The organism is Propioniciclava sp., assembly GCF_029977985.1.
In the GTDB taxonomy this organism is placed as follows: domain Bacteria; phylum Actinomycetota; class Actinomycetes; order Propionibacteriales; family Propionibacteriaceae; genus Propioniciclava.
This window is the reverse complement of record NZ_JARKOT010000089.1, coordinates 1-21297: the sequence shown is the minus strand read 5'-3', so window position 1 is coordinate 21297 and position 21297 is coordinate 1. Positions and strand designations below refer to the sequence as shown.

General features: G+C 72.2%; 20 protein-coding genes. 11 read left to right on the top strand and 9 right to left on the bottom strand.

Annotated features, from left to right (window positions below):
• Window position 1: 1 nt before the first annotated feature.
• Window positions 2-1756: an iron ABC transporter permease gene (locus Q1K57_RS05195; RefSeq protein ID WP_300079743.1), complete on the top strand. Its 1755-nt coding sequence runs from the start codon at window positions 2-4 to the stop codon at window positions 1754-1756.
• The gene (locus tag Q1K57_RS05190) at window positions 1753-2871 is read left to right on the top strand and encodes an ABC transporter ATP-binding protein (protein ID WP_300079741.1); all 1119 of its coding nucleotides are present in this window, start codon (window positions 1753-1755) and stop codon (window positions 2869-2871) included. Before Q1K57_RS05195 ends, Q1K57_RS05190 begins: the two co-directional genes overlap by 4 nt.
• Before the next feature lie 206 nt (window positions 2872-3077).
• On the opposite strand, the gene Q1K57_RS05185 is transcribed toward Q1K57_RS05190, so the two are convergent.
• The 3 genes from Q1K57_RS05185 to Q1K57_RS05175 all read right to left on the bottom strand — a co-directional run bounded on the left by Q1K57_RS05185 (window position 3078) and on the right by Q1K57_RS05175 (window position 4850).
• The gene (locus Q1K57_RS05185; RefSeq protein ID WP_300079739.1) at window positions 3078-3791 is read right to left on the bottom strand and encodes a cytochrome b5-like heme/steroid binding domain-containing protein; all 714 of its coding nucleotides are present in this window, start codon (window positions 3789-3791) and stop codon (window positions 3078-3080) included.
• A 139-nt stretch (window positions 3792-3930) separates the two neighbouring features.
• Complete coding sequence (locus Q1K57_RS05180; protein WP_300079736.1) at window positions 3931-4425, bottom strand: SRPBCC domain-containing protein; 495 nt, start codon at window positions 4423-4425, stop codon at window positions 3931-3933.
• A complete protein-coding gene (locus Q1K57_RS05175; RefSeq protein ID WP_300079734.1) occupies window positions 4422-4850 on the bottom strand; it encodes a VOC family protein in 429 nt (142 codons plus the stop codon). The genes Q1K57_RS05180 and Q1K57_RS05175 overlap by 4 nt, the downstream gene beginning before the upstream one ends.
• Window positions 4851-4923: 73 nt before the next feature.
• Between Q1K57_RS05175 and Q1K57_RS05170 the strand changes: the two genes are divergently transcribed.
• Window positions 4924-5589: a TetR-like C-terminal domain-containing protein gene (locus Q1K57_RS05170; protein WP_300079732.1), complete on the top strand. Its 666-nt coding sequence runs from the start codon at window positions 4924-4926 to the stop codon at window positions 5587-5589.
• Between the two features lie 126 nt (window positions 5590-5715).
• Here Q1K57_RS05170 and Q1K57_RS05165 read toward each other — a convergent pair whose 3' ends face one another.
• Window positions 5716-7119, bottom strand: a complete 1404-nt coding sequence (locus Q1K57_RS05165) for a S8 family serine peptidase (protein ID WP_300079730.1) — start codon at window positions 7117-7119, stop codon at window positions 5716-5718.
• Window positions 7120-7277: 158 nt separating this feature from the next.
• Here Q1K57_RS05165 and Q1K57_RS05160 point away from each other — a divergent pair, with 158 nt between their 5' ends.
• Window positions 7278-8318 (top strand): Gfo/Idh/MocA family oxidoreductase, encoded by a 1041-nt coding sequence (locus Q1K57_RS05160; RefSeq protein WP_300079728.1) that lies wholly within the window; start codon window positions 7278-7280, stop codon window positions 8316-8318.
• Window positions 8319-8325: 7 nt separating this feature from the next.
• Here Q1K57_RS05160 and Q1K57_RS05155 read toward each other — a convergent pair whose 3' ends face one another.
• A complete protein-coding gene (locus Q1K57_RS05155; RefSeq protein WP_300079726.1) occupies window positions 8326-9351 on the bottom strand; it encodes a 2-dehydropantoate 2-reductase in 1026 nt (341 codons plus the stop codon).
• Between the two features lie 75 nt (window positions 9352-9426).
• On the opposite strand from Q1K57_RS05155, the gene Q1K57_RS05150 reads away from it, so the two are divergent.
• Together Q1K57_RS05150 and yaaA are read left to right on the top strand one after the other, a co-directional pair.
• Window positions 9427-10194 carry a DUF3152 domain-containing protein gene (locus Q1K57_RS05150; protein ID WP_300079723.1) on the top strand — a complete coding sequence of 256 codons (768 nt, stop codon included), beginning with the start codon at window positions 9427-9429 and terminating at the stop codon, window positions 10192-10194.
• Window positions 10195-10210: 16 nt separating this feature from the next.
• The gene (gene yaaA, locus Q1K57_RS05145; protein WP_300079721.1) at window positions 10211-11017 is read left to right on the top strand and encodes a peroxide stress protein YaaA; all 807 of its coding nucleotides are present in this window, start codon (window positions 10211-10213) and stop codon (window positions 11015-11017) included.
• A gap of 52 nt (window positions 11018-11069) precedes the next feature.
• Here the strand turns inward: yaaA and cobA are convergent, their stop codons facing one another.
• The 3 genes from cobA to Q1K57_RS05130 are packed head-to-tail and all read right to left on the bottom strand — an operon-like array spanning window position 11070 to window position 13089.
• Window positions 11070-11807, bottom strand: coding sequence for a uroporphyrinogen-III C-methyltransferase (gene cobA, locus Q1K57_RS05140; RefSeq protein ID WP_300079718.1), 738 nt, complete (start codon window positions 11805-11807; stop codon window positions 11070-11072).
• 26 nt (window positions 11808-11833) lie between these two features.
• On the bottom strand, window positions 11834-12451 hold the full coding sequence (locus Q1K57_RS05135; RefSeq protein WP_300079716.1) for a histidine phosphatase family protein: 618 nt from the start codon (window positions 12449-12451) through the stop codon (window positions 11834-11836).
• Window positions 12448-13089, bottom strand: a complete 642-nt coding sequence (locus tag Q1K57_RS05130) for a YigZ family protein (protein ID WP_300079714.1) — start codon at window positions 13087-13089, stop codon at window positions 12448-12450. Before Q1K57_RS05130 ends, Q1K57_RS05135 begins: the two co-directional genes overlap by 4 nt.
• A 100-nt stretch (window positions 13090-13189) precedes the next feature.
• Here Q1K57_RS05130 and Q1K57_RS05125 point away from each other — a divergent pair, with 100 nt between their 5' ends.
• The 4 genes from Q1K57_RS05125 (at window position 13190) to hutH (ending at window position 19213) form a co-directional block, all read left to right on the top strand.
• Window positions 13190-15859: an ABC transporter permease gene (locus Q1K57_RS05125; RefSeq protein ID WP_300079712.1), complete on the top strand. Its 2670-nt coding sequence runs from the start codon at window positions 13190-13192 to the stop codon at window positions 15857-15859.
• Window positions 15860-15873: 14 nt separating this feature from the next.
• Window positions 15874-16623, top strand: a complete 750-nt coding sequence (locus Q1K57_RS05120; RefSeq protein ID WP_366525335.1) for an ABC transporter ATP-binding protein — start codon at window positions 15874-15876, stop codon at window positions 16621-16623.
• Window positions 16624-16737: 114 nt separating this feature from the next.
• The gene (locus tag Q1K57_RS05115; protein ID WP_300079709.1) at window positions 16738-17565 is read left to right on the top strand and encodes a uracil-DNA glycosylase; all 828 of its coding nucleotides are present in this window, start codon (window positions 16738-16740) and stop codon (window positions 17563-17565) included.
• Between the two features lie 100 nt (window positions 17566-17665).
• Window positions 17666-19213, top strand: a complete 1548-nt coding sequence (gene hutH / locus Q1K57_RS05110) for a histidine ammonia-lyase (RefSeq protein ID WP_300079706.1) — start codon at window positions 17666-17668, stop codon at window positions 19211-19213.
• A 73-nt stretch (window positions 19214-19286) separates the two neighbouring features.
• Here the strand turns inward: hutH and Q1K57_RS05105 are convergent, their stop codons facing one another.
• Window positions 19287-20072, bottom strand: coding sequence for an IclR family transcriptional regulator (locus tag Q1K57_RS05105; RefSeq protein WP_300079703.1), 786 nt, complete (start codon window positions 20070-20072; stop codon window positions 19287-19289).
• A gap of 83 nt (window positions 20073-20155) precedes the next feature.
• Between Q1K57_RS05105 and ftcD the strand changes: the two genes are divergently transcribed.
• Window positions 20156-21297 (top strand): glutamate formimidoyltransferase (gene ftcD, locus Q1K57_RS05100; protein ID WP_300079701.1); only part of this gene is annotated, 1142 nt, incomplete at its 3' end.

Below are 21297 nucleotides of genomic sequence, written 5' to 3'. Positions count from 1 at the left end.
CGTGACCACGAGCACCCCGACGGCTGCTGCTGCCGCCGTCCCGACCGCCGGCGTCCCGCGACGCCGGCGGGCCCGGGGCCGGGCGACCGACTGGGTGACGATCGCCGTCGTCAGCTTGGTCATCGCCATCCTCGGGCTGCTGATCCTCTACCCGCTGGCGTCCATCTTCCGGGAGGCGTTCAGCGAACGCGGCTGGTCGGTCGTCACGTCGGTCCTCACCTCGCCGGTCAACCGCCAGATCGTGCTCAACACGTTCGTGCTGGGCACCGTCGTGGGCGCGCTCGGCACCGTGCTCGGCTTCCTCGCCGCCTACATCCAGGTCATGGTCGACTTCCGCTGGAAGAAGGCTTTCCACCTGATCTGCCTGCTGCCCGTCGTGTCGCCGCCCTTCGCGGTGGCGACCGCCATCATCACGCTGCTCGGACGCCGCGGCATCATCACCCACGGGCTGTTCGGGCTGCAGACCAACATCTACGGGCTGCCCGGCCTCGCACTCGTCCTCGTCCTGTCGTTCTTCCCCGTCGCCTACATGAACTTCAAGGGCATGCTCGAAAACCTCGACCCTGCCCTGGAGGACGCATCGTCGAACCTGGGGGCGTCCAAGTGGCAGACCTTCTGGAAGGTCACCGTGCCCATGATGATCCCGGGCTTCGCGGCGTCCTTCCTGCTGCTGTTCGTCGAGGCGATCGCCGACCTGGCCAACCCGCTCGTGATCGGCGGCGACTTCACGGTGCTGGCCTCGCGGGCGTTCATCGCGATCACCGGCGAGTACGACGTGGCCGCAGGGTCCGCGTACTCGCTCGTGCTGCTCGTGCCGGCGCTGCTCGTGTTCCTCATCCAGCAGTACTGGGTGAGCCGCAAGAGCGCCGTCTCCGTGACCGGCAAGCCGGCTGGCCAGCGGCGGCTCATCACGCACCCGTCCGGGCGGATCCCGCTGCTGGCAGCAGGCGTCGTGTTGACCGTGGCGGTGCTGGGCGTCTATGTGACCGTCCTGCTGGGGGCGTTCACGAAGATCCTCGGGGTCAACAACGAGTTCACCCTCGACAACTTCCGGTACGTGCTCAGCGGCATCGGCAACGAGGCGATCCTCGACACCACGGTGCTCGCCCTCATCGCCACCCCCGTGGCGGGGCTGCTCGGCATGGTGATCGCGTGGCTGGTCGTCCGGAAGGTGCGGCGCGGGGCGGCTTGGCTCGACTTCCTGGGCATGCTCGGCCTGGCGGTGCCCGGCACGGTCGTCGGCATCGGGTACGCCATCGCCTTCAACACGCCGCTCATCATTGGCAATCGCATGTTCCTGCCCGCCCTCGGCGGCGGCGCGGCCATGCTCGGCGGCGCCATGGCGATCGTCATGGTGTACGTGATCCGATCCATCCCGTCCGGCCAACGCTCCGGCATCGCGGCGCTGCAGCAGATCGACCCGTCGATCGACGAGGCGTCCGCTTCCCTGGGAGCCAACAGTGTGACCACGTTCCGCACCGTCACGATGCCGCTCATCCGGCCGGCGTTCCTCACGGGCCTCATCTACGCGTTCGCGCGGTCGATGACGACCCTCAGCCCCATCATCTTCATCACCACCCCCCAGACGCGGATCATGACGAAGCAGATCCTCGCGGAGGTGGACGCCGGCCGCTTCGGCAATGCGTTCGCCTTCTGCACCCTGCTGCTCCTCATCGTGGTCGCGGTCATGGGGGTCATGAGCCTGATCGTCCACGGACGCGGAGACGTCCGGGCATCCCTGGGAGGGGGAGCATGAGCATCACAGAACGCCACCACGACTCGGGACGCATCCGACTCGTTAACCTCGTCAAGGAGTTCGAAGGGCGCGACGGCCTCACGCGCGCCGTCGACAGCATCAACCTGGAGACCCGGCCGGGCGAGCTCGTCACGCTGTTGGGGCCGTCCGGCTGCGGGAAGACCACGACGCTGCGCATGGTGGCGGGCTTCGAGACGCCGACGTCGGGTGAGATCACCCTCGACGGCGCCGACGTCACCCGGCTCACGCCCGACAAGCGGCCCATGTCGATGGTGTTCCAGAGCTACGCCCTGTTCCCGCACCTGTCGGTGTACGACAACGTCGCCTACGGCCTGCGGCTGCGGAAGATGGACAAGGCGGCCATCGACGAGGCAGTGCAGAGCGTGCTGACGTCGATGGATCTGGTGAAGTTCGCCAAGCGTGCGCCGAACCAGCTGTCCGGCGGCCAGCAGCAGCGCGTCGCGCTGGCGCGGGCGATGGTGATGCGGCCGAAGGTGCTGCTGTTCGACGAGCCGCTGAGCAACTTGGACGCCAAGCTCCGCGTGCAGATGCGCAGCGAGATCCGGTCGGTGCAGCAGCGGCTGGGCATCACCGCCCTCTACGTGACGCACGACCAGGACGAGGCGATGGCGCTCTCGGACCGCATCGTCGTGATGAATCATGGCCGCATCGAGCAGGTCGGCACGCCGGACGAGATCTACCGCAGCCCCGAGACGGTCTTCGTGGCCGACTTCATCGGGTCGGCGAACTTCCTCGACCCCGGCCACGTGACCCTGCTCGACGACAGGGCACGCGTCGACGTGCTCGGCACTCAGCGGGAGATCCCGGCCGCGCCGGGGTCGGCGGAGGCGTCGTCGCACGTCGTGCTGGTGCGGCCGGAGTCGGTGGTCGTCCGGCCGGCGCAGGCGGACGGTCCGGAGGAGAGTGTCCACGGACGCCGCGGGCGCATCCTGTCGGCGGTCTTCTACGGCTCCCTCGTGGAGTACGAGATCGACACCGACGCGGGCACGATCGTCGCCGAGGTCAGCGACCCGAACCCCGACGAGGTGCTCGCGGAGGGCGATGTCGTCGACGTCGACTTCCCCGCCTCCCGCGGCCGGCTCCTGCCGGCGTAGGTTTTCCTGCCCCCGGGAGATCACGTTTTTGACATAGCGTTTGTGGGCACGTGCCCACAAACGCTATGTCACAAACGTGCACCCGCGGCCGGCCCCGCACAAGCCGCACCGTCGGGGACGGCGGCAGTGACCGCAGGTTTGTGACATAGCTTTATTGACATAGGGATTCGTCGCACGTGACGCGATTTCCTATGTCAAAAACGTGCTCAGCCCAGCCTGCCGATCCGGCGGGCGTCCAGGGCGGCGTTGGGACGCCGCGCGGAGTCGTGCTGCGTGCGGAACTGGGTGGTGGCGTCGGTCCCGCAGAGGTTCAGGATCCGCTGACGTCCGCCGGGGTGCTGCCCGATCCAGTCGGTGAGGTCGTAGACGCCGCCGTCCACCGCGACCCAGCACGACTCCTCGCTCGCGTGCGCCGCCACGTCCGCCATCGAGTAGGTCGTCTCGGACGCCGCCGGTGCGGGCGACGCGGTGCTCGCGTCGAGGCGCGCCGTCCACGTCGCCGTCGCGCCCGAGTGGCCGGCGAGGACGACGAAGACCATGCCGGCCAGCGCGGCTCCGACGGCGAGCGCTCCGCTCAGCGCCCCGAGAACCCCCCGCTGACCGGAACGGGCGGCGTCCCGGCGACGGAGGAACCACCACCCGACCGCGAACACCGCGAGCGCGCCGGCTGAGAGGGTGGTGAGGGTGCCGAACAGGGCGTGCGGCTCGGGTTCGGTGAGGACGTCAGCCAGGGCCTCGCCCGATGCGCGAGCCGCCAGCGCTGCGCCCGCGGCGAACACCGCGGCCAGGACCGACAGGCCGCCGTAGCGGCCCCGCCACCACGGCACCGCCACCGCCACGATCATCATCAGCGCACTGAGCGGCACGAGCACCACCGCAGCGTGCACCAACAGGGGGTGCAGGGGGAGTCCCAAGACCATGGCCCGAGTCTAGGCAGCGAGGAGCGCTGACCGCGATGGGCGTCGCGATGGACGCCATGGTCTCGGAACCTCCCTACGGAGCCACGCTCGCCCTGGCTTGCCGGCGGGCCGAGTGGCGCGGTGGCGACGCAACGATCGCTCAACCGGCGCCGAGGACCGTCCGGTACTCCTCGATGAGCTGCTCGTACGGCGCCCACGTCACCTCGGCGGCCTCGCCCCCGGCGGCGACGGCGACGAGGCGGTCGAGGTAGTAGTCCCAGCCGGCGGCGATGTCGGCCATGTCGCCCGGCGTCGATCGCTGGGCGAAATCGAGGGTCGTGACGCCGGCCGACTCGGACAGGCGCAGGTCGAGAATCCACGGATCCTCGCCGAGCGAGCGCACCCCCAGGTGGTGCGGCTCCTCGCACGCGTCGATCGCGTGGGCCTCCCAGGGCGCCTCGTCGCCCTCGAAGACCATCCGCACTTCGACCTCGCCGGAGGCCGGGTCGCCCCGCCACGTCCCGAACCAGCGTGAAAGCTCGTCAGGGTCGGTGAGGAGCCGCCACAGCTCGGCTGCCGGCAGGTCGAACGTGCGGGTCAGCACGAGGTGTTCGACTCCGCCGCGGGTCTCGCGGCGGGCGCGTCCGGTGTTCATCGGCCGCCTTCGGCCCAGCCGTCGGGCAGGGCGATGTTGAACATCCACTCGATGCCGAACTTGTCCTTGACGTCGCCGTACATGTCGCCCCACACCTGCTTCTCGAGCGGCATGCCGGCGGACCCGTCGGCGAGGAGGGCGTCGTACCAGCCCTTCAGGGTGTCCACGTCGTCGCCCATGAACGCGATGTAGTTGCGCGTTCCGCCCCAGGTGGTCTCGGCTCCGGGCATGGCGTCGCTGGCGTAGAGCTTGAACGCGTCGGTGGCCAGCTCGGCGTGCATCGTGCCCTCGGGGGGCATGTTCTCCATGCCGAAGTCGGCGAAGGTCGTGACGGTCAGCTCACCGCCGAAGATGCCGTGGTAGTACTCCATGGCCTCGCGGGCATTGCCGGCGAAGTTGAGGTAGGGACTCATGGTGATGGACATGTGATGTCTCCCTTCCGGACACGCGATGTTTACATTGTTCACATCGCCTGGTATGGATCGTAGAGTGCTCACCATGGACGCCGCAAGCCCCTCCTCCGAACCGCCCCGGAGCTCCTACCACCACGGTGATCTCCGCGCCTCGCTGGTACGCGCGGGCTACGCGCTCGCCCGAGCCGGGGGCGCCCGCGCCGTCACCCTCCGCGCCACGACCCGTCGCGCCGGAGTGAGCGCCCCCGCCGCCTACCGCCACTTCGCCGGCCACGACGAACTCCTTCGCGCCGTCTCCCTCCTCGCCCTCGCCGACATGGCCCGCCGCATCGAGGCGACCCAGGCGGAGGTCACGGCGTCCGCCCCCGCCGAACGCGCCCTCGCCCTCCTGGACGCCGTCGGCCGCGGCTACGTCGCCTTCGCCCTCGACGAGCCGCGGGCCTTCGACGTGGCCCTCTTCGCCCAACTCACCATGGCCGATGCCCTCCATCCGGACGCCGCGGGCGACACCGGCCGCACCGCCTACGGCCTCTTCCAGGAGGCGCTCACCGGGCTCGTCGGGGTGGGCCTCGTGGCCCCCGCGGCGGCGGAACTGGCGTCCGTGCATTGTTGGTCGGTCGTCCACGGGTTCGCTGCCCTGGCCACCACCGGACCCCTCCGCCTCACCCCGCGGCCCGAGCTCGACGCCCTCGCCGCCGCGCTCGTCCGGGAGGTGGTGGACGCCGTCACCGGCGCTCGCGCGCGGCGCTGAGCGGCGCTCTGGCCCAACCGCCGGGGGCTGTCGGCGGACGCGGCGGACGCGACGGACGCCCCCGCTGCACGCGCAGCGGGGGCGTCCGAGGTGTGGGGAAGGAGGGCGGAGGGAACCCGCCGCCGGTTACGGTGTGGCCGCGAGGGCGTCCACCGCGTTCACGATGCCGTGACCGGTGGCGTCAGCACCCCAGCAGACCTCCTCCGTGGCCGTGCCCGGCCCGGAGAGGATCGTGCGGCAGCCCGGCTCGAGCGGCACGGCCGTGTCCTCGAGGGTCGTCTCCAGCTGGGCCTGGGTGAGGGCACCGTCCTTCTCGGCCATGAGGGCCGCGAGGCCCGACACATGCGGGGCCGCCATGGACGTTCCGCCGAGGTAGTAGTAGGACAGTTGGCCCTGGTTCACCTGGTACGGCCCGAGGATCCAGGAGCCGGGGGCGGCGACGTCGAGATCCTGGCCCGGCAGTGCGCGGCTGCTGAAATCGGTGATGTAGGCGTCGTCGTCGATGTAGGGCTTCTCGCGCACGTCGCTCGCGTACCACCAGGTGCGCTGGTTACCGGCGGCGTCCGGCTGCCATTCGCCCACCCAGCCGTTCGCCGCCACGGAGACGACGGGCTCGTAGGCGCCGGGGTAGCCCATGCCCGCCGTGCCCTCGTTGCCGGCCGAGGCGACGATGAGGACGCCCTGGGCGATGGCGTAGTCGAGGGCGGCCTTCTCGAGGGCGTCGAGCTCGGACCCGCCGAGGCTCATGTTGATGACGACCGGGCTGTCCTTCAGCGGGCCGGCCTTCAGATCGCCCACGTACGTGATGCCCGCGGCCACCATGGCCGACTGGCCGGAACCGTTGTTGTTGAGCACCTTCACGGGGATGACCTTCGCCTGCGGCGCGACGCCGGCGATCGGAGTGCCGTTGACGTTGTAGCCGAGGATGGTGCTGGTCACATGCGTGCCATGACCGTTCGTGTCCGTCTGCCACTTGTTGGGCTGCTGGCTCACGTTCCCCTTGCCGCTGTTGCCGCCGCCGCCGAACGCGGTGGCGTACTCGGTGGCGATGCGATCCTCGCCGAAGTAGGTGCGCCAGCTCGACATGAGGCCCGTGTCGAGGACGGCGACGTACACGCCCTGACCGGTCTCGGGCACGACACGGGTGCCCGCGCCCGGCTTCTCCGTCACGTCGATCTGGTCGAGGTTCCAGGTGCTGTAGCCGGCCGTGGTGTCGGTGTACGGGCTGATCGGAACGGGCTTGCCGACGCGGGGGGCGTCCGGATTGGCGGCGAACACCGTGCTGAGCGCCCGGATGGCGCCGAGGTCGCCGAGCCGGGCGTTCATGGTGACGCCGTCGATCTCGGGCAGGGTGCCCGTCACGGTGCCGTACTTGGCGAGCGAGGCGAGGGCGGCGTCGGTGATGTCTGACGTGAGCACCACGTTGACCTGGACGTTGCGGTTGCTGGGGGCGGCGTCCGCGGTGGCGGTGAAGCCGGTGCCGACCAGCGCGGCCGCGAGGGCTGCGGCGGCGAGTGTGCGTACTTTCACGAATATCTCTGCTTCCTTCTCGGCGCGTTCCCGGCGTTGGGGCGGCGCGGACCAAAGGTCGCCAAGGCGACCGGTGTGGGGGAGATGGCGGCAAGGTACTCCCCGGAGGCGCACCCGCGAAACCCCCGACCGCCCTGCGGCGTGCTTGACTGGACGCCATGACCAGTTCCCTCCCCACCAGCCGCGTTCCCGATCCTGCCGGTGCCCCGGCCCTGCGGTGGGGCGTCCTGGCGCCGGGACGCATCGCCGCCAAGACGGTCGACGCGGTCGCCCGGCACACCCGGCAGCGTGTGGTCGCCTGCGGCTCGCGCTCGCTGGAGCGCGCGCAACAGTTCGCCCACGAACACGGCATCGAGCGGCCGTACGGGTCCTACGCCGAACTCCTCGCCGATCCGGACGTCGACGCCGTGTACGTCGCCTCACCGCACAGCCACCACGCCGAGCTGGCGCTGCAGGTCATCGACGCGGGCAAGCACGTGCTCGTCGAGAAGGCGTTCACCCGGAACGCGGCCGAGGCGCGGCAGGTCGTGGAGGCCGCCCGCAGCGCCGGCGTCACCTGCATGGAGGCCATGTGGACGCGGTTCCTGCCGCGCACCGACATCGTTTCGCAACTGCTCGCCGACGGCGAGCTCGGCGATGTGACCACCTTCCTCGCCGACCACGGCCAGTACATGGCCTTCCACCCGGCGAGCCGCCTCTTCGACCCGGCGCTCGCCGGCGGGGCGCTGCTCGACCTCGGCGTCTACCCGGTCTCGTATGCCCGGTTCGTCTTCGGTGCCCAACCCGGGCGCATCCAGGCGACCGGCACGCTCACCGAGACCGGGGTGGACGCCCAGGTCACGGCCCTGTTCGACCACTATCCCGGCTCCGACGCCCACGCCATCGTCACCACCACCCTCGCCGCCCGGACACCCTGCACCGCCGCCATCTGCGGCACGCTCGCCCGCGTCGAACTCGACGGCTCGTTCTACAATCCGGGGACGGTCCGGTTCGTCACGCGCGACAAGGTGCCCACCGAGTCCGGGCCTCCCGCCATCGTCGCCAGCGACGGCCTGTGTCACCAGGTCGCCCACTTCGCCACGCTCGTCGCCGAGGGACGCCGCGAGTCGCCTCTACTGCCCCTCGATGAGACCGTCGCCGTCATGGAGACGCTCGACGAGCTGAGGGCGCAGGTCGGCGTCCGCTACCCGGGCGAGTGACGCCCGGTCAGGGTAGCAGCGCAAGGAGGGCGTCCGGGTTGCGGCGGAAGCGCTCGAGGTCTTCGGCGCCCTCGGTGAGGGCGACCAAGGTGCGCGTCAGCACGTCGTTCACCGGCGTCGGGACGCCGGCCTCGGCGCCGTGCCGGACGACGGCGCCGTTGAGGTACTCGACCTCGGAGCGGCCGCGCCCCGAGTGCAGGTCGATGTGGAAGCTGGGCATCTTGTCGCCGCGCCCCGACCCCAGCGCCTTGGTGAGCGCCGGCTGGGCGACGAAGCGGGGCAGACGCTCGGCGGCCAGGGCGAGGGCGCGAACGGGCGTGCCGGGCAGGTCCACCGGGCGCAGCCGCAGGGCGCGCATGACGCGCAGGCACTCGCGGAGCACCTCGACCTCGACGGCGTAGAGGCGGGGATCGGCGAAGAGATCGGCGACCCGCAGGTCGAGGATGGCCGAGGTGGCGTTGCCGGTGAGGTTGGTGAGCAGCTTCGACCATTTCATGGCGGCAGCATTCGAGAACGAACGGGCGGTGAGCCCCGCCTCGTCGAGGGCGCGCACGAGATCGTTAGCGCGCGGGTGGCCGAGGGCGACGCCGACGCCGCGGTGCTTCTCCTCGATCACCTCGCCCGGGCCGGGCTTGGCGATCGCCGTGGTGACCGTGCCGGCGATCACCTTGCCCGTGCCGAGCCGCTCGGCGATCGTCGGCTCGTTGTCGACGCCGTTCTGCAGGCTCAGGATCGGCGGCACCTGGAAGCCCGCGTCGGCCAGGTCGTCGACGGCTGCGGCCGTGTCGAACGACTTGAGCGCCACAACGCCGACGTCGTAGGGGCCGGCGGCAAGGGCGTCCGCGGGGGAGGAGTAGAACGTGGCCGTCGTGATGGTGCGCAGCCGCGTGCCCACGTGGATCTTCAGACCGCTCTCGCGGAGCGTCTCCGCCATGGCCGGCTGCTCGGTGAACGCCACCTGGTGGCCCGCGGCGGCCAGCGAGCCGCCGATGTAGGTGCCGATCGCCCCGGCGCCGAGGAACAGGAACTTCATCGGGTGTCTCCCTTCGCCGTGAGCCTAGCGGTCCGTCGCGCGGGTGGACGGCGGAGGCGTCCCTAAGCTGGACCCATGGCCATCGCCAACGGCGCCGACGCGCCGCCGACCAGCCCGCCTCGCCGGGCCCGCCGGCCCTGGTGGCGCGCCGTCCTCGTGGCGCTCCTGCTCGTGGTGGGCGTGGCGGTGGCCTGGAGCTACCTCGTGCCGCGCCCCTCGGGGATCACCGGCGCACCCAGTCCCACGCCGACGCCGACTCCGAGCCCCACCCCCTCGATCCCTCAGATCGCGCGCCAGGAGGTGTGGACGTCGGACACGCCGTCGACGGGTGAGTACCGGTCGAACACGGTGACCCTCGAGCCCGCCACCGTGAACGAGCGGGTGGTCGACTACGTGGTGAAGGTGGAGTCGAGTGTCGACATCGACCCCGACGAGGCGGCGCGCAGCATCCAGGCCACCCTCGACGACCCGCGCGGCTGGGCCGGCTACGGCAGGACGTCGTTCCGGGCGGTCACGGCCGAGACGGACACCACGCTCAGCATCTACCTCGCTGCCCCCGACTCGGCCCAGAAGCTGTGCGCGCCGGCCGACATCGCCCGGAAGTGGAACTGCCGCGTCGGCGACGACGTGATCCTCAACACCGACCGCTGGCTCTACATGACGCCCACCTACGACGATCTCGCGGAATACCGCGCCTATCTCGTCAACCATGAGGTGGGCCACTACCTCGGCCAGGGGCATGCGCCCTGCCCGGGCGAGGGCAAGAAGGCGCCGGTGATGATGCAGCAGAGCATCAGCCTCGACGGCTGCCTCCGCAACGCGTGGCCGCGCGAGTCGGACTGACCGCTACCCTCGGGGCATGCTCGTCCTGCTCTCGCCGGCCAAGTCGCTCGACCTCGACTCGCCGCTCCCGACGCGCAAGCACACCGAACCACGGCTGCTGGCTGAATCCGGGGCGTTGATCGACGTGTTGCGCGCCCTGAGCGTGTCCGAGGTGGGCGGACTGATGAGCATCTCCGACGAACTCGCTGCCCTCAACGCCCAGCGCTACGCCGACTTCTCCACACCGTTCACCCCGCGCAACGCCCGCCCCGCGCTGTACACGTTCGCCGGCGACGTGTACCGGGGGATGGACGCCGCATCCTTCGACGCCCGCGATCTCACTGAGGCGCAGAAGACGGTGCGGATCCTGTCGGGACTGTACGGAGTGCTGCGGCCTCTCGACCTCATGCAGCCCTACCGCCTGGAGATGGGCACCCGGCTGCGCACCGACCGCGGCGGCACCCTCTACGCCTGGTGGGGCGACATCCTCACCGGCCTGCTCCGGGCCGACCTGGCCGCGTCGCCGGGCGCCGAGGCGGTCGTCAACCTCGCGAGCGAGGAGTACTTCGCGGCGGTCCGCCCGGAGGCGTTGGGCGGCCGGATCGTGAGCCCCCGCTTCGAGGACACCGACGCCCGCGGACGCCGCGGCATCGTCTCGTTCTACGCCAAGCGGGCGCGGGGTTCGATGGCGGCGTGGCTGGTCCGCAACCGGGTCCGGACGCCGGGGGCGCTCATCCGCTTCGATGCCGACGGCTACCGGTTCGACGCCGCCGCCTCGTCGCCGGACCGGCCTGTCTTCGTGCGCCGTTTCGAGGACCGCCCGCGCTCCTCGCCCCGTTCGTGACCTTGGGTTGCGTCACCCCGGCGACGAATCCCGAGGGCGGGCGGCCGCGGCGTCAGCCGAGCGCCAGCGCCGCGACATCGCCCACGACGACCACGGACGGCGGTCGGACGCCCTCGGCGGCGGCGGCAGCGGTCCGCAGCGTGGCGCGAAGGACGCGCTGATCGGGGGCGAAGGCGTGGGCCACGACGGCGACGGGCGTGACGGCGTCCAGCCCGCCGGCGACGAGCGCCTCGGCGATGGCAGGCAGGTTCTTCACCCCCATGAGGATCACCAGCGTCGTGCCCGAGCGGGCGAGCGCGCCCCAGTCGAGCGTGGACCGCGGGTCGCCGGGGGCGACGTGCCCCGACACGACGGTGAAGCCCTGGGTGAGCGAGCGGTGCGTCACGGGGACGCCCGCCACGGCGGGAACGGCCACCGCCGAGGTCACGCCCGGCACCACGAACACCGGCACGCCCGCCTCGGCGCACGCCAGCCACTCCTCGCCGCCGCGGCCGAAGACGAACGGGTCGCCGCCCTTGAGGCGCACGACGCGTCGTCCGGCCCGGGCGTGCTCGACGAGCAGCCGGTTGATGTCGTCCTGAGCGGTGGCGTCGGTGCTGCGCGGCCGCTTGCCGACGCCGATGATCTCGGCGTCGGGCCGAACGAACGTGGCGCAATCGGGGGCGAGGTGGTCGGTGAGGACGACGTCGGCCTGCCCGAGCAGCCGCACGGCCGCCACGGTCAGCAGGTCGGGATCGCCGGGGCCACCGCCGACGAGGGCGACGTGGCCGGGGGGCAGGTCCGTGCGCATACCGCGCAGCGTACGGGGCCGGGGTATCAGGCTGTCTTGGGGACCGCTTCCATGGACAGCGCCGGCGCCACCACGATGCCACCGCTCGGTAGTTCGACCCAGTCGATGCTGCGATGGTCGCGCCCGCGGAGCGCGGAGAGGGCGATCTGGATCGTGTGCAGGTGCGACACGATCACCACGTCGCCGTCGCCCTCGGGCAACGAGCCGAGGAAGCGTTCGACACGCGCGTGCACCTCGGCCACCGACTCGCCGCCGCCCCAGTGCACCTCATTGAGGTGACGCCGCTCCGCGGTGCTGAAATCCATGTCGGCACGGCGCATGCCCTCGAGTCGGCCGAAGGACTGCTCGCGCAGATCGGCGTCCACAACGACGTCGAGGCCGAGCAGGCCGGCGATGATGCGCGCCGTCTCGCGCGCAGGCAGCAGGTCGGAGCTGTACACGGCGGTCACGCGCTCCCGCCGCCAGATGAGTTCGGCTGCCTGACGCGCCTGGGCGTACCCCTGCGAGGTCAGCGGGTACTCGCGCTGGCCGACGATGCGATCTTGGGCGTTGCCGAGGCACTGGGCGTGGCGGACGACATAACGACGATGTTGCGGTAGCACGGCGCGGATAGCAGGTGAGAGCGATCCCATTCCAGTCGTCATGACGAATGATGGACCGGCACCTCGGTCACCGTCGTTCCCACCCTGGTCAGGGTCACCTCGCGCTGGAGGAGCCCCGCCACGGACGCCGCCGCCTCCGCCGGGTCGACGACGGCCAGGGTGAGGCGCACGGACGCCGCCCAAGCCGCGTCCACGACCTCGACACCGTGCGCCAGCAGGGAGCCCTGGACGCGACCGGCGTCCTGGGGGCCGACGTCGAAGGCCACCAGGTGCCGTGTGATCGGGCGCACCCGCGGCGTCCCGGCGAGGGCGGCGGCGACCGCGTCGGCGTAGGCGCGGGTGAGGCCGCCGGTGCCGAGCAGGGTCCCGCCGAAGTACCGGGTGACGACGGCGACCACCTGGGTGAGGTGAGCGCCGCGGAGGACTTCCAGCATGGGCGTCCCCGCCGTTGAGGAAGGTTCGCCGTCGTCGGAGGAGCGCTCGACCGGCTGGGCGCCCGGCACTTCGACGATGAAGGACGAGCAATGGTGCCGGGCGTCCGGGTGGGCGCTGCGCGCGGCCGCGACGGCGGCGCGGGCCGCGTCCTCGTCGTCGACGCGGGCGACGTGCGCGAGGAATCGCGACCGCTTGACCTCGATCTGTGCGTCGGCGGCGAAACCGGCGGGCAGGCGGAGGGACATGGGTCCACTCTCCCACGGCGGCACGGGCAGGGCTGAGGGCTGCTCCTGTGGAATGTCGGGGCGTCGGTTTACCATCGTCCATCACCGAAGGGGGTGACCGATGAGGAACGTGGCGGCGGCCTGGCAGGAGATCAGGCTGCACCCGGCGCGCAACGCGGCGACGATGCTCGCCATCGTGCTGTCCGTCGCGTTCCTGGCGGCCACGCAGGTGTTCGCCGCCACCGAGTCGAACGCGATCGCGGCGCGGCAGATGCTGTACGCCTCGAAGGCCGACGTGGTGGTCGAGACCCACCTGTGGCACTGGTGGGGGGCGCGGGAGGACCGTGACGGCGCTCTGCTGCTCGCCGAACGCTTCCTGCGGTCCGAGCCTTCCGTGGAGGCTGTCGAGCGCTTCAGCCAACTCAGCACGCAACTCAGCAGTGGGGAGCGGTTCGCCCGGGTCAAGCTCACCACGTCGCCCCGCGCGGAGGGCCTCCGGTTCTACCACGTGGCCGAGGGGGAGTATCCGGTCGGGGACGATCAGGTCGTCCTCACGCGCGACACCGCGGCAGCGCTCGGGGTCGGGCTGGGCGGTCAGGTCACCGTGAACCTCACCGACGCCCTGCCCCTCGTCGTGGTCGGCCTCACCGATGAGCGTGGGTACGACGATCCGCCGGCCTACGTCGCGGGCGACGTGATGACGCTGGCCGACACGCTCTTCCCGCCTCCCGACTACAGCGTCATCGTCAACCCGGCGACAACCGCCGACGACACCCCCGGCAGTTCCGGCGACGGGATCGGGATCAAGCTGCTGGCGACACTCTCCGACGTGGACGCCGCGGGCGACGTCGCCACCCGTCTCGCCGACGAGCTGTACGGGGAGGGGATCCTGCGGATCACCGCCGAGGCGAAGACGGCGGCCGCGGTGCGGGCGTCGGAGGCGGCGTCCGTGGCGGGGGGCGCCGAGTGGCTCACGCTGCTGCTGAGCGGCTGCGCCCTGGTGGCGTTGCTCGTGGGCACCCTGATCATTGCGAACACCTTCACCATCCTCGTCGCGCAGCGACGCCGCCAGATCGGGTTGCTGCGCGCCGTGGGCGCGACGCAGGGGCAAGTGCGCGCGCGGTTCCTCGCCGAAGCGGCGGTGCTGGGCGGGGTGGGGACCGTGCTGGGCGTGCCCGTGGGGATCGGTCTGGCCGCGCTGGTCTCCTGGCTGGTCACGCGATCGCTGCGCTACGGACTCGTGGTGCCGTGGGGCCTGGTCGCTCTCGTCGCGGCGGTGGGAGTGGTCGTCACGGTGCTGGCCGCTCTGCTGCCCCTTCGGCACGCCGGCCTGGTCGCGCCGATGGAGGCATTGCAGCCGGTGACCAGCCACGACAGCGCGGTCCGGTCGCTGCGGCGCCGAGCGATCGCGTGCGGCGCCCTCGCCCTCGTCGGCGCGGGACTGATCCTGGCAGGCCGTGGTCTGGCACCCGACGTGGGGCCGGGGGTCCGGATCGGGCTCGTCGTCGGCGGTGCGCTGGCCCTCGGCAGCGGCGTCCTCGCGGGCGCGTCGGCGTACGTGCCGGCGCTCGTGCGGTGGCTCGGCGCGCCGTTGGCCCGCTGGCGTCCCGAGGCGAGGCTCGCGGTGGGCAACGCGGTCGGCAATCCCGGGCGGGTTGGGGCGACGGCGACGGCGGTCATGCTGGCGGTCGGATTGATCGTGACCGTGCAGGTGGGCGCGGCGTCCGGGCGCTCGAGTGCCTTCAATCGGCTGGACCAGCTGTATCCCGTCGACCTCGCGCTCCAGTCGGCGGTCGCCGAACCCGATCTCGTCAACCCGAACGGCAGCGGCACCCGCGCGAACCGCGACGAGTCGGGCCGCCTCAAGGGCTTCGCCGAGGGCGCCCTGCAGGTGGTTCTGGACACCCCCGGCGTGGCCGACGCCGACATGGTCGAGGTGAGCGAACCACTCATGGTGTGGGGCGCGTCGGGCGTCGGGCGGTGGATGCCGGCCGGCGTGGTCTCGGCCGAAGCCGAACGCATCCTGAACCACCCGGTCGCGGTGAGCGACGACGGGGTGGGTCTGCCCACCACCGTCATCGCCCTCATGCGCATCAAGCAAGGCTCGCTCGTCACGTTGATGCCCCTGTCCGGAGAACAGGTGCCGCAGCTGAGCACCACGGAGTCCAACCTCGGCTCCACGCTGGCGGTGGTGACCGCGGCCACCATGGACCGGCTCGCTACGCCCCTGCGCCCGGGGCTGATCCTCGTGCGCCTCTCCGATCCCGACGACAGCGCCTCCGTGGTCCAGCGGATCCAGGGGCGGCTCATCGAAGCGAATCCGGGGCTCGAGGTCAGTGGCTCGGCGGACCAGAAGGCTCGGCTCCGCCTGGTGCTCGACTCGGTCACGGCGTTCCTGACGGGCCTGTTGGGCGTCGCCGCGCTCGTGGCCCTGGTGGGCGTCGCCAACACGCTGAGCCTGTCCGTGCTGGAGCGGACCCGCGAGTCGGCGCTCCTGCGCGCCCTCGGTCTGCAGGCGAGCGGCCTGCGGCTGATGCTGCTCATCGAGTCGCTGCTGATCGCCGCCGTCTCCGTGTTGGTCGGGGTCGTCTTCGGGGTGCTGCTCGGCTGGGTGGGTGCCGCCGCGCTCGTGGCCGAGATGGGGCTGCCCGAGCCGCGCCTGGTCGTCGACTGGGGCGTCATCGGTCTCGTCGTCGCAGGGGTGCTGCTGGCCGCGGCGGCGGCGTCCGTCCTGCCCGGGCGCCGGGCAGCCCAGGCCGCCCCCGTCGAGGCGCTGGCGGACGTCGGGTGAGCGAGGAGGCTGAGGTGAGCGTGGAAGGAGCAACCGTGGCGCGGACCGACAAAGTGGCCGAAGCCGTCGGCCTGGTGAAGGTCTACGGCGAGGGCGACAACGCCGTGCGCGCCGTCGACGGCATCGACGTGGCGTTCGGGCGGGGGAGCTTCACAGCGGTCATGGGGCCGTCGGGGTCCGGCAAGTCGACCCTCATGCACTGTCTCGCGGGGCTCGATCGGGTCACGTCGGGACAGGTCCTGATCGACGGCGTGGACCTGGGCGCGCTCGACGACCGCGCTCTCACCCGGACACGGCGCGACAAGGTCGGCTTCGTGTTCCAGGCGTTCAACCTGCTACCGACGCTGACCGCACGCCAGAACATCCTCCTGCCGCTGGAGTTGGCCGGACGCCGCGTCGACGCCCCGGCGTTCGACGCCGTGGTGGGCCCCCTGGGGTTGGGACAACGGCTCGAGCACCGTCCCTCGGAAATGTCGGGCGGCCAGCAGCAGCGGGTGGCGATCGCCCGGGCGCTCATCACCGCACCCGCCGTCCTGTTCGCCGACGAGCCCACCGGAGCCCTCGATTCCCGGACGGGCGAACAGATCCTCGAGCTCCTGCGCCGCTCCGCCGACGATCTGGGGCAGACGATCATCATGGTCACTCACGACGCGCACGCAGCGTCCTACGCGCACCGGATCGTGGAGATGTCCGACGGGCACATCGTCGATGATCGCCCCGCCGGCCAAGCCGCGCCGGAGCACGTTCCACGCCGCCTGGCGTGACGATTCGTCCGCCGGGTGCGAGGGACGCGCCCTTCCTCCCGGGGCGGTCGAGACCCCGGTGCGCTTCGGGACGCGGGTTCGCCCCGGCCGGCCCGGGCGGGTACCTTGCCGCTCGTGGAGCACCGAGCGTTGCAGCATCCGCTGACCGGGCAGCTGTTCGACTCGCCGGTGCCGGCGGGGACGGGATGGCCGGGCGACCCGGCCACGCGCGACACGCCCGCGGCGTCCTCACCGACAGCGGTGGCCCGTCTTGCCGTAGCTGCCGCGACCCTTTGCGAACTCGACGCGTGCACGTCGGTTTGCCGGGCGTGCCCGCGGTTGGTGGAGTGGCGCGAGACGGCCGCGACCACGAAGCGGGCCGCTTTCGCGGGCGAGCCGTACTGGGGGCGTCCGGCTGCGAGCTTCGGCGACCCGGCGGCCGAGGTGCTCGTCGTGGGCCTCGCCCCCGCTGCGCACGGCGCCAATCGGACCGGCCGCATGTTCACCGGCGACCGTTCGGGCGACTGGCTGTACGCGGCGCTGCACCGGGCGGGCTTCGCGAACCAACCCACCTCGGCGCACGCCGGGGACGGGCTCGAACTGCGCGGCGTCCGGATCACGGCGTCGGTCCACTGCGCCCCGCCGGCCAACCGGCCCACCCCCGCCGAACGCGAGGCGTGCGGCGCCTGGCTCGACCGCGAACTGGCGCTGCTGGTGCCCCAGCTGCGGTCCGTGCTCGCGCTGGGATCGCTCGCCTGGGACGCCGCGCTGGCCGCCGCACGCCGCGGCGGCTGGATCGTGCCGCGCCCGAAGCCACGTTTCGGGCACGGGGCGACGGCTGAACTCCTCACCCCGGCCGGTCACCCGGTGACCCTCGTGGGCAGCTACCACGTGAGCCAGCAGAACACGTTCACCGGCAAGCTCACCGAGGCGATGCTCGATGAGGTGGTCGCGCGACTCTGACGGCTTCCCCGCAGCTCGGACGCCGGCGGCGTCCGTCTTGAATCCGAGACGCGCCGGGGTGGGGGTGACGTCGGGAGGGGCGAGGCGGCATCGTGGCGCCATGGAGGTCGTCACCGTCGGCTCCGGGCCGCTGACCGAGGGCGAGGTCGTCGCGGTCGCGCGGCACGACGCGCGCGTCGAACTGGACGCCGCCGCGCTCACCGGGGTCGGCGAGACGCGCGGCTGGATCGAGCGGCTCGCGGCGTCCGAGCGGCCGGTGTACGGCGTGTCGACCGGCTTCGGTGCCCTCGCGACCAGACATATCCCGCGCGAGCAGCGGCGGCAGTTGCAGCAGAGCCTCATCCGGTCCCACGCGGCGGGGGCCGGGCCCGAGGTGGAGCGCGAGGTCGTGCGTGCCATGATGCTGAGCCGGTTGTCGACGCTGCTGACGGGGAGGACGGGCGTCCGGCCGCAGGTGGCGGAGGCCTACGCGGGGCTGCTCAACGCCGGGGTGACGCCGGTCGTGCACGAGTACGGCTCACTGGGGTGCTCGGGCGACCTGGCGCCCCTCGCGCACGTGGCGCTGACGCTCCTCGGGGAGGGCTTCGCCCGGGACGCCGCCGGCGAGCGCCGGCCGAGCGCGGAATGCCTGGCGGCGGCCGGGCTGGCGCCGGTCGTGCTGGAGGAGAAGGAGGGCCTCGCCCTCATCAACGGCACCGACGGGATGCTCGGCCAGCTGGTGCTCGCCTGCCACGACCTCGACCGGCTGCTGGCGACGACGGACGTGGTGGCGTCGCTCTCGGTCGAGGCCCTGCTGGGCACCGACCACGCCTTCGCCGACGACCTGATCGCGCTGCGGCCCCAGCCGGGGCAGCAGGCGTCCGCGGCGATCATGCGGGCGATGCTGGGCGGGTCGCCGGTGATCGCGAGCCACGCGGACCCGAGCTGCCCCATCGTGCAGGACGCCTACTCGCTGCGCTGCGCGCCCCAGGTGACCGGTGCGGCCCGCGACACGCTCGCGCACGCCCGCGCGGTCGCCGGATATGAGTTGGCGGCCGCGATCGACAACCCGGTGGTCGCGCTGGACGGGCGGGTCGAGTCGAACGGCAACTTCCACGGGGCGCCGGTGGGCTATGTGCTGGACTTCCTCGCGATCGCCGTGGCCGATGTGGCGTCCATGGCGGAGCGGCGCACCGATCGCCTGCTCGACGTGGCGCGCAACCACGGGCTGCCGGCCTTCCTGGCGCTCGATCCCGGAGTCGATTCGGGGCACATGATCCTGCAGTACACCCAAGCGGCCATCGTGGCCGAGCTGAAGCGGCTCGCGGTGCCGGCGTCGGTCGACTCGATCCCGTCGTCGGCGATGCAAGAGGACCACGTCAGCCTCGGCTGGCACGCCGCCCGCAAGCTGCGCCGTGCCCTGGACGGGCTGGCGCGCGTCCTGGCCGGTGAGGCGTTGACCGCTGCCCGCGCCCTGGACCTGCGCGGTCTCGGCTCCGCGCCGGGCACGGCGGCTGTCGTGCAGCGCATCCGCGAGGTGGTGCCCGGACCCGGTCCTGACCGGTTCCTGGCCGCCGACCTCGATGCGGTGGTCGCCTTGGTCTCGTCGGGTTCGCTGCTGGACGCCGCCGCCTCCGTCCTCGAGACGGGCGCGCTCCCGGTGGACTGAGGGGGCGCGAGCCCGGCCGGCCGCTCGGCGCGAACCGCCGGGGCTCGCCGCAACTGCCCGGGCTCGCGGCGGATCAACCCGGCCGCGGACGCCCCTGCAACCGGCGGGTGATCTCCGCCGCCCCGGACACGAGGGCAGCGACGACCGCGTCGGCGTCCCGGAGGGGGACGCGTGAGCGCCACGTGCTGCTCAGGGCGGCCAACGCCCGACCGTGCAGGTCGAACACGGCGACGCCCGCCGACCGCAACCCGGCGGTGACGAGCTCGACCTCTTCCGACCAGCCGCGTTCCCGATCGGCCGTCAATTCCGCCAGCAGTTCGCCCACCGAGCGAGGGCCGCGGCCGGTCCGGGAGACGAAGTCCCCGGGCCGCGTGTAGAGCGCCCGCACCGCCGCCTCGTCGAGGTGGGCGAGGATGGCGCGTCCGTTCGCCGTCAGGTGCGCCGGCAACAGGACGCCCACCTCGGTCACCAACGTCGGCTCGAGGTCGGTCGGGGTGGGCGGATGCTCCTTGAGCAGATAGAACGTGTTCGCACCCCGCAGGATGCCGAGGTGCACGACGATTCCCAGCCGCCCGGCGATGCCCGCCATCACCGGCCGGGCCATGCGCTCGAGCGCCTCGTGCGCGGTGTAGGCGCTGCTCAGCCGGTACGCCGCCGCCCCCAGCGCGTACCCGCGCGCCTCGGGCACGTAGACGGCGAACCCGCGCTCGGTCAGCACGGACAAGATGTGATAGGCCGACGAGCGCGGCAACTCCAGGTCGCGCGCGATGGCGGAGGCTTCCACCGTGCCGGCCCTCGCCGCGAGGTAGCTCAGGATGTCCAGCGCCCGACCCACCGCGGGCGATGTGCTCGACGCCATACCTGCAACCTAGCCGGTCTCGGATCCCAGACGCACGACCGGAGCCGGCGGCGTCCGCTGTGCACCGCTGGCACCCTCGGCACATGAGCGAGCCCGTCGTCGAGTGCGTGCCCAACTTCTCCGAGGGCCGGGACCCGGCCGTGATCGAACAGATCGTCGGCGCGATCAGGGCGAGCGGCGGCGTCCGGGTGCTCGACGTCGACCCGGGCGCCGACACCCATCGCACGGTCGTCACGTTCGTCGGCGGCCCCGAGGCGGTCGTCGCCGCCGCGTTCGCCGGCGTCGCCACGGCGGCCGAACTGATCGACATGAACGCCCACACCGGCGCCCATCCGCGCATGGGCGCGACCGACGTGTGCCCGTTCATCCCGGTCGAGGGGATCACGATCGAGGAGTGCGCCGACCTGGCCCGCTCGCTCGGCGAACGGGTGGGCAGCGAGCTCGGCATCCCCGTCTATCTCTACGAGGCCGCCGCGAGTCGGCCGGAGCGGCGCAACCTGGCCGTCGTGCGGAAGGGCGAGTACGAGGGGCTCGCCGACAAGCTCGCCGACCCGGCGTGGGCCCCCGACTACGGCCCCAGCTCACCGCACCCCAGCGCGGGGGCGCTCATCACGGGCGCGCGCGAGTTCCTCATCGCCTACAACATCTCCCTCAACACGCGCGACGCCAAGCTCGCCACCGACATCGCCTTCGACCTGCGTGAGAAGGGCCGCGTCGCCCGCACCCCCAACCCCTCGCCGATCTACATGCGCGGCGAGATTCTCTTCCACGAGGCCGGACGCCTCCGGTGCGGCTCGTGCGACCTCACCACCCCGGACGCCGCCGCCCTCGCCGCGCACACGACGGCCGAGCACGGGTACGACCTCGCCGCGCTGCTCGCCGCCAACGACGTACCCGCAGACGACCTGGTGGGCCGCAAGGTCTACCGCCCCGGACGCTTCGCGCACTGCAAGGCCATCGGCTGGAAGGTCGACGCGTACGACCGCGCCCAGATCTCCATCAACCTCACCGACTACCACGTGACCCCGCCGCACCTCGTGCTCGAGGCGGCCCGCGAGCTGGCCGCCCAGCGCGGCGTCGTGGTGACGGGCCGCGAGATCGTCGGGCTGGTGCCCTGCGAGGCGTTGCGGCAGGCCGGCGAGGACTACTGGCGGCGGCAGGGGCGGACGCCGGGGGGGCCGGTCGGCGACCGGCTGGCGCCGGCGGGGCAGTCGATGGGCCGGGC

Excerpts from the sequence above, each read along its gene's own strand:
- Q1K57_RS05190 (WP_300079741.1), top strand. The coding sequence starts at position 1,753 with ATGAGCATCACAGAACGCCACCACGACTCGGGACGCATCCGACTCGTT.
- Q1K57_RS05185 (WP_300079739.1), bottom strand. The coding sequence starts at position 3,791 with ATGGTCTTGGGACTCCCCCTGCACCCCCTGTTGGTGCACGCTGCGGTG.
- Q1K57_RS05180 (WP_300079736.1), bottom strand. The coding sequence starts at position 4,425 with ATGAACACCGGACGCGCCCGCCGCGAGACCCGCGGCGGAGTCGAACAC.
- Q1K57_RS05175 (WP_300079734.1), bottom strand. The coding sequence starts at position 4,850 with ATGTCCATCACCATGAGTCCCTACCTCAACTTCGCCGGCAATGCCCGC.
- Q1K57_RS05170 (WP_300079732.1), top strand. The coding sequence starts at position 4,924 with ATGGACGCCGCAAGCCCCTCCTCCGAACCGCCCCGGAGCTCCTACCAC.
- Q1K57_RS05160 (WP_300079728.1), top strand. The coding sequence starts at position 7,278 with ATGACCAGTTCCCTCCCCACCAGCCGCGTTCCCGATCCTGCCGGTGCC.
- Q1K57_RS05155 (WP_300079726.1), bottom strand. The coding sequence starts at position 9,351 with ATGAAGTTCCTGTTCCTCGGCGCCGGGGCGATCGGCACCTACATCGGC.
- Q1K57_RS05150 (WP_300079723.1), top strand. The coding sequence starts at position 9,427 with ATGGCCATCGCCAACGGCGCCGACGCGCCGCCGACCAGCCCGCCTCGC.
- yaaA (WP_300079721.1), top strand. The coding sequence starts at position 10,211 with ATGCTCGTCCTGCTCTCGCCGGCCAAGTCGCTCGACCTCGACTCGCCG.
- cobA (WP_300079718.1), bottom strand. The coding sequence starts at position 11,807 with ATGCGCACGGACCTGCCCCCCGGCCACGTCGCCCTCGTCGGCGGTGGC.
- Q1K57_RS05135 (WP_300079716.1), bottom strand. The coding sequence starts at position 12,451 with ATGACGACTGGAATGGGATCGCTCTCACCTGCTATCCGCGCCGTGCTA.
- Q1K57_RS05130 (WP_300079714.1), bottom strand. The coding sequence starts at position 13,089 with ATGTCCCTCCGCCTGCCCGCCGGTTTCGCCGCCGACGCACAGATCGAG.
- Q1K57_RS05125 (WP_300079712.1), top strand. The coding sequence starts at position 13,190 with ATGAGGAACGTGGCGGCGGCCTGGCAGGAGATCAGGCTGCACCCGGCG.
- hutH (WP_300079706.1), top strand. The coding sequence starts at position 17,666 with ATGGAGGTCGTCACCGTCGGCTCCGGGCCGCTGACCGAGGGCGAGGTC.
- Q1K57_RS05105 (WP_300079703.1), bottom strand. The coding sequence starts at position 20,072 with ATGGCGTCGAGCACATCGCCCGCGGTGGGTCGGGCGCTGGACATCCTG.